Annotated in this window: 13 protein-coding genes and 2 pseudogenes; 11 read left to right on the forward strand and 4 right to left on the reverse strand. The window is 37.2% G+C overall.

Features of this window, described 5'->3' with window-relative positions; all coding sequences use genetic code 11:
• Nucleotides 1–77: 77 nt before the first annotated feature.
• Nucleotides 78–1,504 (reverse strand): annotated as a pseudogene (locus tag ACOI1C_RS08525) (cytochrome P450).
• A 445-nt stretch (nucleotides 1,505–1,949) separates the two neighbouring features.
• On the opposite strand from ACOI1C_RS08525, the gene ACOI1C_RS08530 reads away from it, so the two are divergent.
• The 9 genes and pseudogenes from ACOI1C_RS08530 to ACOI1C_RS08570 all read left to right on the forward strand — a co-directional run bounded on the left by ACOI1C_RS08530 (nucleotide 1,950) and on the right by ACOI1C_RS08570 (nucleotide 10,028).
• Nucleotides 1,950–2,882, forward strand: coding sequence for a metal ABC transporter solute-binding protein, Zn/Mn family (locus ACOI1C_RS08530; RefSeq protein ID WP_422510141.1), 933 nt, complete (start codon nucleotides 1,950–1,952; stop codon nucleotides 2,880–2,882).
• Nucleotides 2,883–2,980: 98 nt separating this feature from the next.
• The gene (locus tag ACOI1C_RS08535; RefSeq protein WP_422510143.1) at nucleotides 2,981–3,706 is read left to right on the forward strand and encodes a metal ABC transporter ATP-binding protein; all 726 of its coding nucleotides are present in this window, start codon (nucleotides 2,981–2,983) and stop codon (nucleotides 3,704–3,706) included.
• A gap of 11 nt (nucleotides 3,707–3,717) precedes the next feature.
• Nucleotides 3,718–5,085: a metal ABC transporter permease gene (locus tag ACOI1C_RS08540; RefSeq protein WP_422509890.1), complete on the forward strand. Its 1,368-nt coding sequence runs from the start codon at nucleotides 3,718–3,720 to the stop codon at nucleotides 5,083–5,085.
• Complete coding sequence (locus tag ACOI1C_RS08545) at nucleotides 5,075–5,971, forward strand: metal ABC transporter permease (RefSeq protein WP_422509892.1); 897 nt, start codon at nucleotides 5,075–5,077, stop codon at nucleotides 5,969–5,971. Before ACOI1C_RS08540 ends, ACOI1C_RS08545 begins: the two co-directional genes overlap by 11 nt.
• 745 nt (nucleotides 5,972–6,716) lie before the next feature.
• Nucleotides 6,717–6,842: pseudogene (locus ACOI1C_RS08550) on the forward strand (metallothiol transferase FosB); the annotation flags it as partial.
• 127 nt (nucleotides 6,843–6,969) lie between these two features.
• Nucleotides 6,970–7,242 carry an AbrB/MazE/SpoVT family DNA-binding domain-containing protein gene (locus ACOI1C_RS08555; RefSeq protein ID WP_422509894.1) on the forward strand — a complete coding sequence of 91 codons (273 nt, stop codon included), beginning with the start codon at nucleotides 6,970–6,972 and terminating at the stop codon, nucleotides 7,240–7,242.
• Between the two features lies 1 nt (nucleotide 7,243).
• The gene (locus ACOI1C_RS08560; protein ID WP_422509896.1) at nucleotides 7,244–7,669 is read left to right on the forward strand and encodes a PIN domain-containing protein; all 426 of its coding nucleotides are present in this window, start codon (nucleotides 7,244–7,246) and stop codon (nucleotides 7,667–7,669) included.
• A gap of 557 nt (nucleotides 7,670–8,226) precedes the next feature.
• Nucleotides 8,227–8,535, forward strand: coding sequence for a hypothetical protein (locus tag ACOI1C_RS08565; RefSeq protein ID WP_422509898.1), 309 nt, complete (start codon nucleotides 8,227–8,229; stop codon nucleotides 8,533–8,535).
• A 50-nt stretch (nucleotides 8,536–8,585) separates the two neighbouring features.
• Complete coding sequence (locus ACOI1C_RS08570) at nucleotides 8,586–10,028, forward strand: YcdB/YcdC domain-containing protein (RefSeq protein WP_422509900.1); 1,443 nt, start codon at nucleotides 8,586–8,588, stop codon at nucleotides 10,026–10,028.
• Nucleotides 10,029–10,516: 488 nt separating this feature from the next.
• Here ACOI1C_RS08570 and ACOI1C_RS08575 read toward each other — a convergent pair whose 3' ends face one another.
• The gene (locus ACOI1C_RS08575; RefSeq protein ID WP_422509902.1) at nucleotides 10,517–10,669 is read right to left on the reverse strand and encodes a hypothetical protein; all 153 of its coding nucleotides are present in this window, start codon (nucleotides 10,667–10,669) and stop codon (nucleotides 10,517–10,519) included.
• Nucleotides 10,670–10,848: 179 nt separating this feature from the next.
• Between ACOI1C_RS08575 and ACOI1C_RS08580 the strand changes: the two genes are divergently transcribed.
• Complete coding sequence (locus ACOI1C_RS08580; protein WP_422509904.1) at nucleotides 10,849–11,139, forward strand: DUF2325 domain-containing protein; 291 nt, start codon at nucleotides 10,849–10,851, stop codon at nucleotides 11,137–11,139.
• Between the two features lie 22 nt (nucleotides 11,140–11,161).
• Nucleotides 11,162–11,764, forward strand: a complete 603-nt coding sequence (locus tag ACOI1C_RS08585; RefSeq protein ID WP_422509905.1) for a hypothetical protein — start codon at nucleotides 11,162–11,164, stop codon at nucleotides 11,762–11,764.
• A 22-nt stretch (nucleotides 11,765–11,786) separates the two neighbouring features.
• Here ACOI1C_RS08585 and ACOI1C_RS08590 read toward each other — a convergent pair whose 3' ends face one another.
• Both ACOI1C_RS08590 and ACOI1C_RS08595 read right to left on the reverse strand, forming a co-directional pair.
• The gene (locus tag ACOI1C_RS08590) at nucleotides 11,787–12,827 is read right to left on the reverse strand and encodes a cytochrome d ubiquinol oxidase subunit II (protein ID WP_422509907.1); all 1,041 of its coding nucleotides are present in this window, start codon (nucleotides 12,825–12,827) and stop codon (nucleotides 11,787–11,789) included.
• Between the two features lie 20 nt (nucleotides 12,828–12,847).
• Nucleotides 12,848–14,170, reverse strand: a complete 1,323-nt coding sequence (locus ACOI1C_RS08595) for a cytochrome ubiquinol oxidase subunit I (protein WP_422510145.1) — start codon at nucleotides 14,168–14,170, stop codon at nucleotides 12,848–12,850.
• Nucleotides 14,171–14,340: the final 170 nt, after the last annotated feature.

Below are 14,340 nucleotides of genomic sequence, written 5' to 3' on the forward strand. Positions count from 1 at the left end.
GGATGGACTTCCAATAAATAGAGAAAGAGCTTGTCTTGATCAAGTTATCTCAAAACAGACTCTTTTTATATGCTGCATTAATGTTTATTATTTTTACGTCTAATATTACTTATCACAAACCCACTCTCTGGTAATGAGGGCATCCTTGCCAGATTGTAACTAAAGTCTTGATTGGGTATTTCAAACTCAATGCTGTTTACAAGAAAATCAACACTTGCTTTTATCACCTGCACAGTAATACGTTCACCTGGGCAACGATGACCATGGGCAGGTTCACCACCGCCTTGAGGGATAAAGTCGAATAAATTCTCTTTCCGATCTATAAAGCGATTAGGTTGAAACTTCTCCGGACTTTCCCAAAGGTGTGGGTCATGATTGGTGCCAAATAAGTCTAGGACAACAAGCATCCCTTCTTTAAATTGACAGTTGTTCCAAATAAAATCCTTCCTTGCCCTAGCCCCAATAAATGGAGCCAAAGGATAGTAACGTCTTACCTCCTCCGAAAACCTTTCAAGGGAAGCTGTATCACCCGATTTAAGCTTTGGTGAACAATGAGGATTCTCATGAAGAGCTAGAGCTGAAAATGTAATAAAAAATGAAACGGCGACAATAGATTTTACTATCGAAATGATGTCTCCTGCTGCCATTTGATTACTTAAGTGTTGACCATTTATGTCTTTGTAAGAAGCAACTTTATAAAGAGGGTGTTCAAAAAGTCCGGCAAAAATAGCTTCAAATTTCTTCGTCAGCTCGTCTCTCCGCTCCTCACGTATACAAAACATACGCTCCGGTGCTCAAGACTTCGCTTCCTCGAACTTCTTTGCTCTTTTTGTCCTCCTTTTTGAACAGACTCATAAAGTATGGAATCCTCTTTTACTTTTAATTGACCAGACCTGACCTCTGCAATCATGTTTCTAAGCCAATCCTCAGATCTCTGTCTAGCTCTTCTACCCTTCCAATGTCTTGGTCCAATTGCTCCGAATGAATCAACCATTGAGATAAAATCTTCTGCTCGCTCTTTTACCTCTGACTCTTTTAAGGGCACTCCAGCCCAATCGCATGCAACGCGGCATAACAGTTCTCTAGATTCCTCAAAAAGAATGATCGATTGTTTTTGTTCCCATTGCCTAATGGAGACTTGCCATTGTTCTTTGACCATATCTCCAAGTTGCAAATCGTGTGATGGAGTCATGAATGACATAAACAGTTGCTTACGATCTAAATGAGTTTGACCATCCATTGATTGAATGCTGTCGACTCCTATAAAAGACTTCTGAATCCGTTTGGGTATGGATCCACGTCGCTGAAATTTTTCTGGATCGTAAAATACCTTTGCGGCCTCTTCTCCACTCATACAAATTACTCGTTGTCCAAAGAACCTGGCTTCGAATAGTACAGATTGAAAACGGTCAACTCTGTTTTTAATAAACATGTAGCCCTCTTGCATTAAGTCTAGACTATTATCTAGGCTTTTATCATGGGGAATATCCTTGTTTAAAGCCATAAATATCTTCTCCTTTTGCGACTTATTGTCCAAAACTTCGCTCTAAAGTGATTTGTTCAGTCTAGTATGCAAAGGCTTGGTGATTTTTAGTCGATTTTTCCAACTTAAATTTGTTGAAGAAAAGTCAAAATCTAAACAAGATGTGAATCCTAGAACAATTAATGAAAAGGTTAATTGGAAAGGCATACTGAAATTGGACAAGCGACTGAAATTTGCCGAATAGTTTGTGATTGACAAAAGTTTGTTTAAGGTTTATATTTTTGTAGTAAGGAAACTTTTTGTCGGTCATACACAAACTGTTCGTTCGGTAAAATTATTAAGCACACCAAAGGATTTTTTTGCATAGCTTAGTTGCAGATGTTTGGTTGCTTTTTTTTGAAGAAAAAGTTGCGTTAGGGAAAAACTTATAGCTTGAACAAAAAATGGAGGTGCAGTACAAATGAAAATGAAGAAATCGTTCTTATCTTTGTTCCTTGTTGGTGGATTAGTGGTAGGGGCTATCTCGGGTTGTTCGACAGGAGAAACTACAAACGGTGATTCAGATGTAATTAAAGTAACGACAACAATCGGGCAAATTAAGGATGCAGTAGAAAACGTTGGAGGAGAGTATGTTGAAGTGAATTCTCTAATGGGCCCAGGAGTAGACCCACATCTATATAAAGCTTCTCAAGGAGATATTCAGAAGCTGTCAGATGCTGATATTATTTTCTACAATGGCCTACATCTTGAAGGGAAGATGGGCGAGATATTTGAGAAGATGGATGACGATAAGCCAACCGTTGCTGTAGGTGAAAATGTACCAGAAGAAAATCTACTCACGGATGAAGCGAATCCAGAGTACCATGATCCTCATGTATGGTTTGACATTGATAGCTGGATTTATGCCGTTCAAGCTATAGAAGTGGAGTTATCAGAGCTAGACCCTGAACATAAAGATGAATATAAGAAGAATGCAGAGAGCTATATTGCCGAATTAAAGGAACTAAAAACGTATGCAACAGAACAAATAGCAACGATACCAGAAGAGAGTCGCATTCTCGTAACAGCTCATGATGCATTCCGGTACTTCGGTAAAGCTTATGGAATAGAGGTTAGAGGCTTGCAAGGACTTAGTACAGATTCTGAATACGGACTAAAGGACGTTCAAGACTTAGTCGACCTTCTAGTTGAAAAGGAAATTAAAGCAGTATTTATCGAAACCAGTATTTCTGACAGGTCCATCAATGCCATCGTTGAAGGAGCAGAGAGTAAAGGCCATTCAGTTTCAGTAGGTGGTTCATTATTTAGTGATGCAATGGGTGAAGATGGGACGGAAGAAGGCACTTATCTAGGCATGTATAAGCATAATGTTGACACCATTGTATCGGCTTTGAAATAAAGTAAGAATGTATTTTCAAAATAGAGTGGTTGAAATGATCACTCTATTTTGACTAGTAGAAGGAGGAATGAGGATTGGAACCGATAAAAGTGGAAAATATGACCGTAGCTTATCGTAAAAAACCAGTTCTTCAAGAGGTTAGCTTTACCGTTCCTGAAGGTAAACTCATTGGAATTGTAGGACCAAATGGTGCAGGAAAATCAACTCTTATAAAAGCAATTCTAGGTTTGGTACCCATGGCATCCGGAGAAGTTTCCATTTATGATAAACCATATAAGTCACAACGAAAGCTTGTCGGATATGTTCCACAAAGAGGATCTGTGGATTGGGATTTTCCAACCAATGCTTTGGATGTTGTATTAATGGGAAGGTACGGACATATTGGTTGGTTTAAACGACCAGCAAAAAAGGATATTGAATTCGCCTTAGATTGCCTAGATAAAGTGGGGATGAAGGAGTTTGCTTCTAGACAAATCAGTCAATTGTCTGGTGGACAACAGCAACGTGTATTTTTAGCTAGAGCATTAGCGCAGGATGCAACGGTTTATTTTATGGATGAACCTTTTGTTGGAGTAGATGCAGCAACAGAAAAGGCGATCATTATCCTTTTAAATGAACTAAAAGCACAAGGGAAGACTGTATTGGTTGTTCATCATGACCTCCAGACTGTAAAAGAATACTTTGACTGGGTACTCTTATTAAACATCCGGAAGATCGCGATTGGTCCAACTGAAGAAGTCTTTACCCTTGATAATCTTCAAAAAACATATGGCGGAAGACTTGCTTTTCTCGATCAAGGAAATCTAGTAGTCGAAAATAAATAGGAGTGATGATCATGGTAGATACCTTGATTCGCTTATTGCAGGATAGTAATACTCAATGGGTACTAATGGGAACATTATTACTAGGATTAGCAAGTGGTGTCCTTGGTAGCTTTGCATTATTGAAAAAGCAGAGCTTGATTGGAGATGCCATGGCACACGCTGCCCTTCCAGGAATTTGTCTAGTGTTTTTAATCACGGGTGAGAAGTCCATTCTTGCGTTTATGATAGGTGCTGCAGTTCTAGGACTTCTAGCAAGCTATTTCATTCATAGCATTTCAACCCATTCACGGATAAAGGAAGATACAGCAATAGGATTAGTTCTTTCAGTGTTTTTTGGAGTTGGTATTGTTTTATTAACTTATATTGCTCAGTTGAATAATGGAAATCAAACAGGCTTGGATCATTTTATCTTTGGGCAAGCCGCCTCAATGGTTGGGGACGATGTCAAAATGATGGTGACGATTTCATCCGTATTATTAGTTATTACGTTTCTACTTTTTAAAGAATTAAAGTTATTAACCTTTGATATTCAATTCGCAAAGGGAATTGGGTTGCCTACAGGGTTATTAAACGGATTGCTGATGGTCTTAATTGTTGGAGCAGTCGTGATTGGCTTACAGGCAGTAGGGGTTGTACTCATGTCTGCTATGCTTATTACACCTGCCATTGCAGCTCGATATTGGACGGAACGGCTCGATTATATGGTGATCATTGCAGGTGGAATCGGAGCTCTTTCAGGAGTGTTAGGTACTCTTTTAAGCACGATAGCCAACAGAATGCCAACGGGGCCACTTATTATTGTAGCAGCAACCATCATATTCTTAATCTCGTTAATATTCTCGCCAAAACGCGGGTTACTTACAAAAGTCATTCGCTATTATAGACTTCGTAAGACAACTGAAAGACAACAAGCCCTTCAATTAATCTATCAAGCTTGTGAAAGAAATATAGATAAAAAAGAGTTTACGGGTGTCATTAGCATGGCAGAGCTTTCTCAAAGACAAAAGCTTATGTCTTCAAATAGATTTAAAGCGTTGGTGTATAAATTTGTTAAAGAGAATGTGATGGAAGACATAAATGGCCATTCTATTCGAATGACAAAGACTGGACTAGATGAAGCATATGATATTGTCATGAACAATCGACTTATGGAAGTGTATCTAATGAATGAAATGAGATATGCCCATTTGAATTTAAACAGTGAAGCACCATTATCATTTATTAAGATACCGGAGAAAGAAAAGTCAGAGCTACTTGATCTTTTAAAAGGACTAGGCCGCACACCTTTGTTTTTACCAGCATCTTTAGGTCAAATTAAGAAGGCTACTACTGATCTTCCTAGGACAAAAGAACAAAGGGGGGCTAGTCATGAGCTATGATGCCTGGATTATATTAACGGGTTCTCTTGTAGGAATTTCATGTGGAATGATCGGTTGTTTCCTTATTTTAAGAAGAATGGCCATGCTTGCTGACGCGATTAGCCATACTGTTTTGTTAGGTATTGTTGGTGCCTATATTGTGAGCAATGCCATATCGGGAATTAATATGCTAATTGGTGCTCTGATTGTGGGGTTGCTAACCGCTTATTTTGTTCAACTGCTTGATTCAAGCGGTGTTCAAACAGATGCTGCTATAGGCGTTGTTTTTACTTCCCTGTTTGCAATTGGTGTTATTTTAATATCTGTTTTCGCAGATAGAGTTCATATTGATGCTCAGCATGCTTTAATGGGAGAAATTGCTTTTGTTCCATGGGATTTGATCACCATATTCGGAATAGAAGGTCCTCGGGCAGTCTATTTATTAGGGGCAGTGCTGGTCATTGTCATCATCCTAATTGGACTATTCTATAAAGAAATAAAGGTTTGTTCGTTTGACCCACAAATGGCCGTTGCACTCGGAATTCCGATTATGTTTATTCACTATTTATTAATGGGAATGGTCTCGATCTCAACGGTTGCAGCCTTTGATGCAGTCGGAGCCATACTAGTGGTCGCGATGCTCATAGGTCCAGGCGCTACCGCCTATTTGCTAACCGATCGACTGAGTGTCATGCTCCTCATCAGTGCTATTGTAGGTGTTGTTTCTGCTGTAGCAGGTTATTATGTGGCCGTATTATTGAACGTATCCATTGCTGGATCCATGGCTATGGTGGTCGGGATTATCTTCGCCTTAGTCTTTGTCTTCTCACCAACACATGGGCTGATGTCCAAATGGATTGGGCGGTTTCAGAGTAGGAAAGAGGCTGGAGTGGAACAGGGGTTATAGTAAGCAAGAAAACACTACTCAAGGAAAGAGTGGTGTTTTCTATGTAGTTACTATCCTTTACAAATGTTTTTCTTTAAGAGGGTGTTCAAAAAGTCCGGCAAAAATAGCTTCAAATTTCTTCGTCAGCTCGTCTCTCCGCTCCTCACGTATACAAAACATACGCTCCGGTGCTCAAGACTTCGCTTCCTCGAACTTCTTTGCTCTTTTTGTCCTCCTTTTTGAACAGACTCTTTAAGTGAAATGCTTAGTTTTGCTAGAATGTGTTAAAAGAGCACTGATTTATAGAAAATTCGCCTAAAAAGTAATGGATTACTCATGTGAATATGAATGAATCCAAGCTTATCAGCGATTCTTGAAATATATCGTCGATTACTTTAGATTTATCAGCGATTTTTCAGATATATCGGCGATTATCAGAATATATCAGCCTTGAGGTGTGGCCTCCTCCCAAAATAGATCAAGAATATTTAAAACACTCTTATGAGAAATTTTTCAAGTAAGTCCTTCAATGCTGGTCGTTCATTTCCATCAAGTCCAACAATATGTGTGGCGGTAATCAATGAGTTAAGTACCGCTTCTTCGGTTGCCTCTCCAATGCTACTTATACTCCTGATGTTTCTAAAGAATGGGAATATACTTCTAGTGAAGCGAAAATATATGGATCCGATCTAATAACGTTTTCTACGACTATGTTATCTGCTGCAATAGCTTATTTCATTTTGCAGAAGATGTTTAGAGCTTAAAAAAGGACAAGAAATCTATATATTTTACTAATCCAGATGGGCAATAAATTTGAATTTCATACAGGACCTTACATGACAGATTGGATGATTATAGACATGAAAAAGAACATATGGAGATTTATGATTGAAGATTTACTAGGAAATCATCTTTATAGAAATCTCAAAGGGTGGTGGATGCATTACTTTTGAGTTGGTAGTATTATATAATATAGTAAGGAGAAATATTAAAGTAAGCGAAAAGGGTGTGTATTTGAGATGAAGAAGGGATTATATAGTACTGTTACTGAAAAAGGCCAAGTCACGATTCCATCTAAGATTCGAATGGAATATAACATTAATCCTGGTGATAAATTGACTTATATCACAGATGAAATTGATAATATAAAAATTAAAGTTATTAAACAAACATCAATTGATGAGGTATTTGGGATCTTCAAAGTGGAGAATGTATTACCTTTTGATCAGGAGCGTCTGAAAGCCCAAGAATATATCGCTAAAAGACATATCGATAAACTAAGGGAACAGTAAGATGAACCAACGTATGATGGTAGATGCGAATATCCTGTTGAGAATTGCAACTGGACAGCCGGAGGATATGGCAAATGAAGCAAAAACACTTTTTGTTCATATCGGGAGCCAAGATATAAAATTGATTGTACCAACAATGGTCGCAGCTGAGTGTTGTTGGGTGTTAAAAAGCGTTTATAAGTTTGATCGTTATCATATTAGAGATGGACTAACTAAACTATTTAGTTTACCTTTCATTGAGCTAGAAGATGAAAATGTATTAAAAGCATTGGACGATTATGCTGATCAGAATGTAGACTTTATTGATGCTTATTTAGCAATTTTGTCGAATAATACCCCGATTTTGACATGGAATGTAAAGCATTTTAAACGATTATCCTGCGAATTTTATACCCCTTTGGAAATTCTGGCTTCTAAGAGTGACTAATCCTAAGATTTTTTCAGCTCTAGCTTCAGGTTTTAAATTATACCGAGTTAATGAAGGAATGAAAATATAATATGATAAATCGCTAACAGGAGTTTTACTTTGAAAGAAAGTCCATTCCCTTATGATAAGTCTTTTTCCTCCTCCTGGGAGAATCCAACTTCTATCCATTTTGGTGGATTACTAGGATCAATATTTGTTGTTAATTTGCTCTTTTTTATAATCTATTTAACCGGACTAAGGAAGAGATAGGTTTTCTAATGATTTTATTGAAAGGCTGTTAAAGCTTACCTACAACCTCGTTCCATACCTCTTTATAGTTTTCACATAATTCCTCTTCATCTAAAAGCCCCCATTTAAAGGAATCTAAATGGGGCAATTTGGGTGTTTCGTTGGTCTCGATTTTTCTATTTATGTAAGCATTTTGTAAAAAAACTAAATAGTTTAGAGAATAAGGTGCTAAGCGTCTAAAGAGCGTTATACCACTAGTATTAAATCTAATACTGCTTATTCTTTTAATATTCCAGCCTCTCAATCCAATCCTTCAAAAGGCAGAGTTTTTGATAAAGCTTAATGCTCGCACAGATATTGTTGGGTTATATTACAAGGGTGAACTTAAGGTAACGGATGAGCAAGGAGATCTTTTTGAAATTCCTTCTTCTTATAAACCATTATGGATATCTGATGGGAACGAGATTTTAATAGCGAGGGATAAGCTACTCTTTTTCACTACAAGAAGTATTCTCGATAATTTTGACGGATATGTGTATTCACCGAATGGTTCTCCACCAACGAATAAAGATATAGGGGCAGACATTCTTGAAATGAGAAAAATGGACGACCATTGGTATTTTGTTTCATGCACGTAAATGAAAAATGTTGTGATTAAGGTCTATTAAACTGAGAAAAGGTGAATTGAATGGGTCATTTGAATATGGACGAATTGAGAAAGAAGGCCATACATATTGGAAATGTGACGGAAGAATATGTTGTTGAGATTGAGGACATTACGTCGGAAGAGGGAGTGGCTCTGTTTAGTTGGACGCACAGAGAAGACGAGGAACTGGGTATATGGATTGAGCTTGCTGCAGATGGACGGTTGATTCGTTTAAGTAAAGATATAAATTCTTCTAATCATGGCAGCTCAATTTACCATGAAAAGGAATTAAAAGATAAAGCATTAGATTTTGTTGAAAAACATTATCCGCGTGTAAATGAGATTTTCACATTAGAAGAATGGGGTAATAACGGTCAGGAAACTTACAAACTTGTCTATGTCCAAATAGAACTAGATCTACCACTTCCCCTCACTGGGTTTTCTATTACTATTGCGCTATCCGGTGAGATCACGTATTTCCGTTATGATGGTACAGCTGAGAATATAGATATCCCTGAAAGTATTTTAAGCAAGGAAGAAATTAGGATTGAATGTATAAATGGTCTTGAAATGAAGCTTTTGATTAGTGAAATCAGCAAAAACCTTTACGTTGAAGGTGATGATCAACTACATCTTGTATATGAGCCGACACTTCCTTTTTATTCTTATTCAGTAGATGGAATAAAAGATGAGTTTGAGTACGAGGAAGAAGAGGAGCCTAGAGAATATATAGAAACGATCGTTCGTCCTTCATTTAGGGAACAAAAGACAATCAATGAACTGATAGGCTTTGATGAAAATGAATTTGAACAAATTCGGGAGCTTGACTTAGGCAACGTAACAGGAAGTGTGTGGCGCATCAAAAATAATAAGGTACAAGTTCAAGAGGACAAGACTATAGAAGGTTATTTTAACAAAAGGAATGATAATACCCTTAAAATCCAGCGGGACAATGAAACGGGGAAGATTCTAGGAGTGTTTTCATTTCTTGAAAGAGAAGGAGAGTTGGGGCTCACTAAAGAGGAAAGTAAAGAGGTAGCACTTCAATTGTTATTTATCCTTTATCCCTCTGCAGATTTATACTTCCGCTACGTGGTGATAGAGGAAGAAGATGAAGAAGATACAGAGGAGGAGAGTAAAAACTTCCGCTTCGAATTCCGTATCTTTCATGAAGGGATTGACAACCGACTAGCTTCTGCAAGAGTCAGTGTAAACCGAACGACTGGATTTGTTGATCATTATCTGGCCCCAGATGTAGATCCTGAAGCTCTAAAAAATATCAATACAATTCCAGCCGTTACAGCAGAAGAAGCAAGCAATATCTTCAAAAATGAACTTAGCTTAGAACTTAAGTGGAATAAAGAATACAAAGACAATCAAGAATCCTATTATGCACTGAGCTATGTGATTTCGTTTCCAAAATTGCGAGGAAGAATAGATTTTATCAATGCTCAAACGGGAGAGAAGATTGTAAATAAGTTATAGATTAGTTCTATTCATACTTTCATTATTGGAAGTGATACATTTGAAATACACACCATATACTTAATTAGATGTAAGTTTACTAAGGGAAGTTATACAGAGATGCAGCGGATAAAATTTATGATTAAACAGTCCTAAACGAGCCTTTGTGGTTTAAAATTCTAATCTCTCTAACTTTACTTATTACTTTTGTTTTTAGCAGTTCATCTTTTTCTTCAAATGCTTATTTTTAAAGCAGTTCGAAATTTGATGCTGCAATCTTTTTTTGCGCTTATGGTTTTAAAATGAGAAGGAATGTTAGAATTTCTGCCATCTTATTTACTTCAGCAGTTATATGCATTTTTCTATCCATCTCAGCCATATATTAGCGAAATTAAATCTTCTTAGAAAAAAATCCAGCTTGATAATCAAGCTGGATTTTTTTCATTCAGGAAGTGCTTTGGATACCTAACCGCTTTAATCGTACTTCATTTTTAATTACTCGATTTTTCTCAATAAAACGAAGTAACTCCATCCGCAAACTCATCAAATAAGTAGCCTTCTTGTAATTCAAATAAATCGATATCATTGAATCGATTCTCTGGTGAAAGTTCGTGATGCCATATATTCGCTAGAGAATCTGTGTAGATAGGATTTCTTTCCACTAACTATTCACCTCCCCATATCGCAACCATTTATATATTGTGTTCAACTACTGTGCTAGTTATTTACGAAATGAATAAAAAGAATTCAAAGTGAGAATGATAATATTTATCAATTGTATTGACATAGATAATCATTCTCATTTAAGATAGAATTAATAAGGTTATTAGGAGGAAGTTAGATGATATCGTTAATGGTGGTGGGTGCAGATCATTTAGGTACTATTACTGGAAAGCTTTTAAATACAGGTTTTGGTGAGGTACTTCATATTGATGGAAGAAAAGTAAATTCGGTGAAAAAGGGAATTCCGGAGAGCATTGATATGGTTTTTGTCCTGACTGATTATGTGAACCATAATTTAGCCAAGGTTATTAAACAAAAGGCTAAGGAACAGTCTAAACCTATCTACTTCGTCAAGCGTTCATGGAGTTCGATTTATCCTGTGATCCAAGAATTGAAATTTGGAAGCTAAACTAGAAAATCAGGTGATAAAAATGAACTTTAGCTCCATACATACCTTAAATAAACCGGCACATCTTTCCCTACTTTCTCAAGAAGATCTCTTTATTCAATTATCTATTGATCAAATTATTAAAGGCTATTACTCAGAACCTGTTCACCTCCAAAATAACGTGAAGTTACTTGCGCATATTCATCAATCAACAAGGCGAAAAGTGTTTCTCGAGAGTCCGTCCTTGTTAGCAATCCTAACGAACCATTTACTTTCCTATATAACGAAGGAAGCACAGAATCTTTCTTTTACTATGGCTCCTTCAAAAGCAATCTTTATCCCAGAATTAAAAGGGTTTTTATCTGTTCAATTTGAAGTAGGAGAATGGACAAACGAGACATTTAAGCTCAAAAAATATATTTGGAAAGAAACGAACCTTCAATTACTCGTGGATATAGTCACGATCTATGCTAATAACGCTTATATTTCCATGCCAGAAGCATTTGATGTCTTTGATATGCAAATAGGCAAAAAAATAGACTTTAAACTAGCAGAAGTATCCTCAGCTTTAGCAAGAGTGAAATTAGTGATAAGTCAATCCAAGAATAAAATCTTACAAGGAACTTTTTATAGCTTCCATCTGTAAAAAGAATCATAACCAATGAAGGTTATGATTCTTTCTGCTTTAGATATCTTTTGTCTTTCATAAATAACTTCCAGAAGTAAATAAACCCTGGGATTAAAATAGCAAAGCTAATTATGTAGACGATAAACATTGCCCGAAATGTATTTGGATCGGTAAATGATGATTCAATCGTAACATTCGGATAGACGATATAAGGTAGGTGTGCACGACCATACGCATAGCTTGCCGCTAAGTACTGAAGAATAATGGCCACAACGGCCAGCCGTGGTCTTCCTTTTAATGCTTTACCTTGAGTCGAAGACATAAATAATGCACTATATCCAAGAGCAAATAAGGCAACAGAAGCAATAAGCCAAGGAACGTGCTCAAGAAGGTTGTTATACATCCAAGTCGCTTCAAATTGCATCGTTTGTACAATGAAAAATGCCATTAGTAGTGTGACTGGACCAAGGATAATAGCATCCTTCCGGTAGATATAATACGTTTCCTCCGCGTCAGAAGCATTTGAATAATCAGCAAGAAGAAGTGAAGAAAGAAATAGTGTGCTGCTAACGGCAAACCCAATAAATGCATAGGCATGTGGGCTTGAAAGAAGCTTACCAAGTTGAAGCTGCTCTACACCAGCTATAATTTCTATAAAGCCTCCTTGAGAAATGGGAAGAGTTAAGATGAGTAGCGCCGGTATAAGAAATCCAGATATACCTGAGACATACGAGAGCATTCTCTGATAATCCTTGACTGCATGAGAAAAAACAAGAAAGGCACTTCTTAATGCAAGTAACAATACGATGAAGCTTGCAGGCAATAATAGAACCGTTCCTAGTGAAAAGGCTGCACCTGGAAAAAGAGTAACTAAAGCTACAACGATTAACACGATAAATACGTTTGTAATCTTCCATGAAGGTGATAAATATCTGTTTGCAATATTGGTCGCCTTTGTTTTCTTTTGACGATTAATGTAAAACATGGACCAAAATCCAGCACCAAAATCAATGGTTGCAGCAACTGCATAAATAAAGATAAAGCTCCATAATAGTGTGATAGCAAGCAATACATCAGTCATTAAATCAATCCTTTTCTAAATCATACTTCTAATACATTTGAAATGGGATGACGTTTAAAGTAGCTTCGCAATACTAAAACTGTAGCGATTCCTAAAATGATGTAGACGATGAGAAAAAGAGTAAACAACAACGCTAGGTTGGTGGATCCCGTTACAGCATCTTTTGTCAGCATCATATGATAGATTACCCAAGGTTGCCTGCCTGTACATGCGAAGATCCATCCGAATTCTATGGCTATTATTGAAAGTGGTCCAGCTGTAATAAAGGCCAACATAAAGAGCTTCGGAAAGGTTTTTTTCTTTAATATTTTATTCCAGGCGAATCCTGCAAGGGAGAGCATAATTAAGTATCCACCGATAAACACCATGGAATTGAATAACGTATGAACAAATAGTGGAGGCCAGTATTCTTCTGGAAAATCATTTAATCCGACCACCACAGTGTCAAAGCTATTTCCTGCTAAAAAGCTTAGGGCCCATGGAATTTCTATTCCATATTCGACTTCTCTTGTTTCTCTGTTTGTAAATCCTGCAATGGCTAAAGGGGCATGAGATTGTGTTTCAAATAATCCTTCTGCTGCAGCTAATTTTTCTGGTTGGTACTCATGAAGCTGTTGAGCACCAGTATGCCCATTGATGGCAGTTAAAAATGAGAAGATTCCACCTATGACTAATCCAAGCATTAATCCTTTTTTGTGGTAGCGATAGCTACTTGAGTCTTTAGGAGTGCGAAGCATTTTATAAGCGGCAACAGATGCTATTACAAATGCCCCAGTCATAAAGGCAGATACGGCAACATGACCAGATGTAACAAGAAAGCTTGGGTTCCAAAAAGCTGCCCAAGGATCCACATTCACAATCTCTCCATTTACGATATCAAATCCAGCGGGAGTACCCTCGAATGCATGCACATTCGTAATAAGGACGGCTGACAATGTAGCCCCAAGTGCAACAAAAAACACGCTTAATATTCGCATCCATGGTGATAAACGATCGGCTGCATAAACATAAATCGACATAAATAGAGCCTCTAAAAAGAAGGCAAAAATCTCAATTTGAAAAGGGAGTGCGATGACCTTACCAACAACCTCCATAAAACCAGGCCATAATAAGGCTAGTTGAACACCGGCAATAGTTCCTGTAGGAATGGCAACTCCAAGAAGAACGGCAAAGGCCTTGGTCCATCTATTTGCCATAACTGCATAATCTCGATCTTTTGTTTTTTGAAAAAGCAATTCTGCAAATAGGATCATTAATGGGATCCCCACGCCGAGTGTTGCAAATATAATATGAAAACCCATTGTCATTCCAAATAAGGAGCGGGCTATGACAATATCATCCATGATAAACAATCCCTTCCACCTAAAATGATTACTCCCTTATTGTCCACGAATTACCAAAATGTATGCGAGGAATTTTATGTTTTAGAGAGTTAAAGCACATTGGAACATTGGAGTAATATTTTAATGAGTAGTATAATAAATATAGAAAAGTATAAACAGTAAAACGTAAT

It is taken from the genome of Bacillus sp. DJP31, from assembly GCF_049310945.1.
In the GTDB taxonomy this organism is placed as follows: Bacteria; Bacillota; Bacilli; order Bacillales; family SA4; genus Bacillus_BS.

What these genes read in the sequence shown, in the direction of transcription:
- ACOI1C_RS08530 (WP_422510141.1), top strand. Translation starts at nt 1,950, where the DNA reads ATGAAGAAATCGTTCTTATCTTTGTTCCTTGTTGGTGGATTAGTGGTA.
- ACOI1C_RS08535 (WP_422510143.1), top strand. Translation starts at nt 2,981, where the DNA reads ATGACCGTAGCTTATCGTAAAAAACCAGTTCTTCAAGAGGTTAGCTTT.
- ACOI1C_RS08540 (WP_422509890.1), top strand. Translation starts at nt 3,718, where the DNA reads ATGGTAGATACCTTGATTCGCTTATTGCAGGATAGTAATACTCAATGG.
- ACOI1C_RS08545 (WP_422509892.1), top strand. Translation starts at nt 5,075, where the DNA reads ATGAGCTATGATGCCTGGATTATATTAACGGGTTCTCTTGTAGGAATT.
- ACOI1C_RS08555 (WP_422509894.1), top strand. Translation starts at nt 6,970, where the DNA reads ATGAAGAAGGGATTATATAGTACTGTTACTGAAAAAGGCCAAGTCACG.
- ACOI1C_RS08560 (WP_422509896.1), top strand. Translation starts at nt 7,244, where the DNA reads ATGAACCAACGTATGATGGTAGATGCGAATATCCTGTTGAGAATTGCA.
- ACOI1C_RS08570 (WP_422509900.1), top strand. Translation starts at nt 8,586, where the DNA reads ATGGGTCATTTGAATATGGACGAATTGAGAAAGAAGGCCATACATATT.
- ACOI1C_RS08580 (WP_422509904.1), top strand. Translation starts at nt 10,849, where the DNA reads ATGATATCGTTAATGGTGGTGGGTGCAGATCATTTAGGTACTATTACT.
- ACOI1C_RS08585 (WP_422509905.1), top strand. Translation starts at nt 11,162, where the DNA reads ATGAACTTTAGCTCCATACATACCTTAAATAAACCGGCACATCTTTCC.
- ACOI1C_RS08590 (WP_422509907.1), bottom strand. Translation starts at nt 12,827, where the DNA reads ATGACTGATGTATTGCTTGCTATCACACTATTATGGAGCTTTATCTTT.
- ACOI1C_RS08595 (WP_422510145.1), bottom strand. Translation starts at nt 14,170, where the DNA reads ATGGATGATATTGTCATAGCCCGCTCCTTATTTGGAATGACAATGGGT.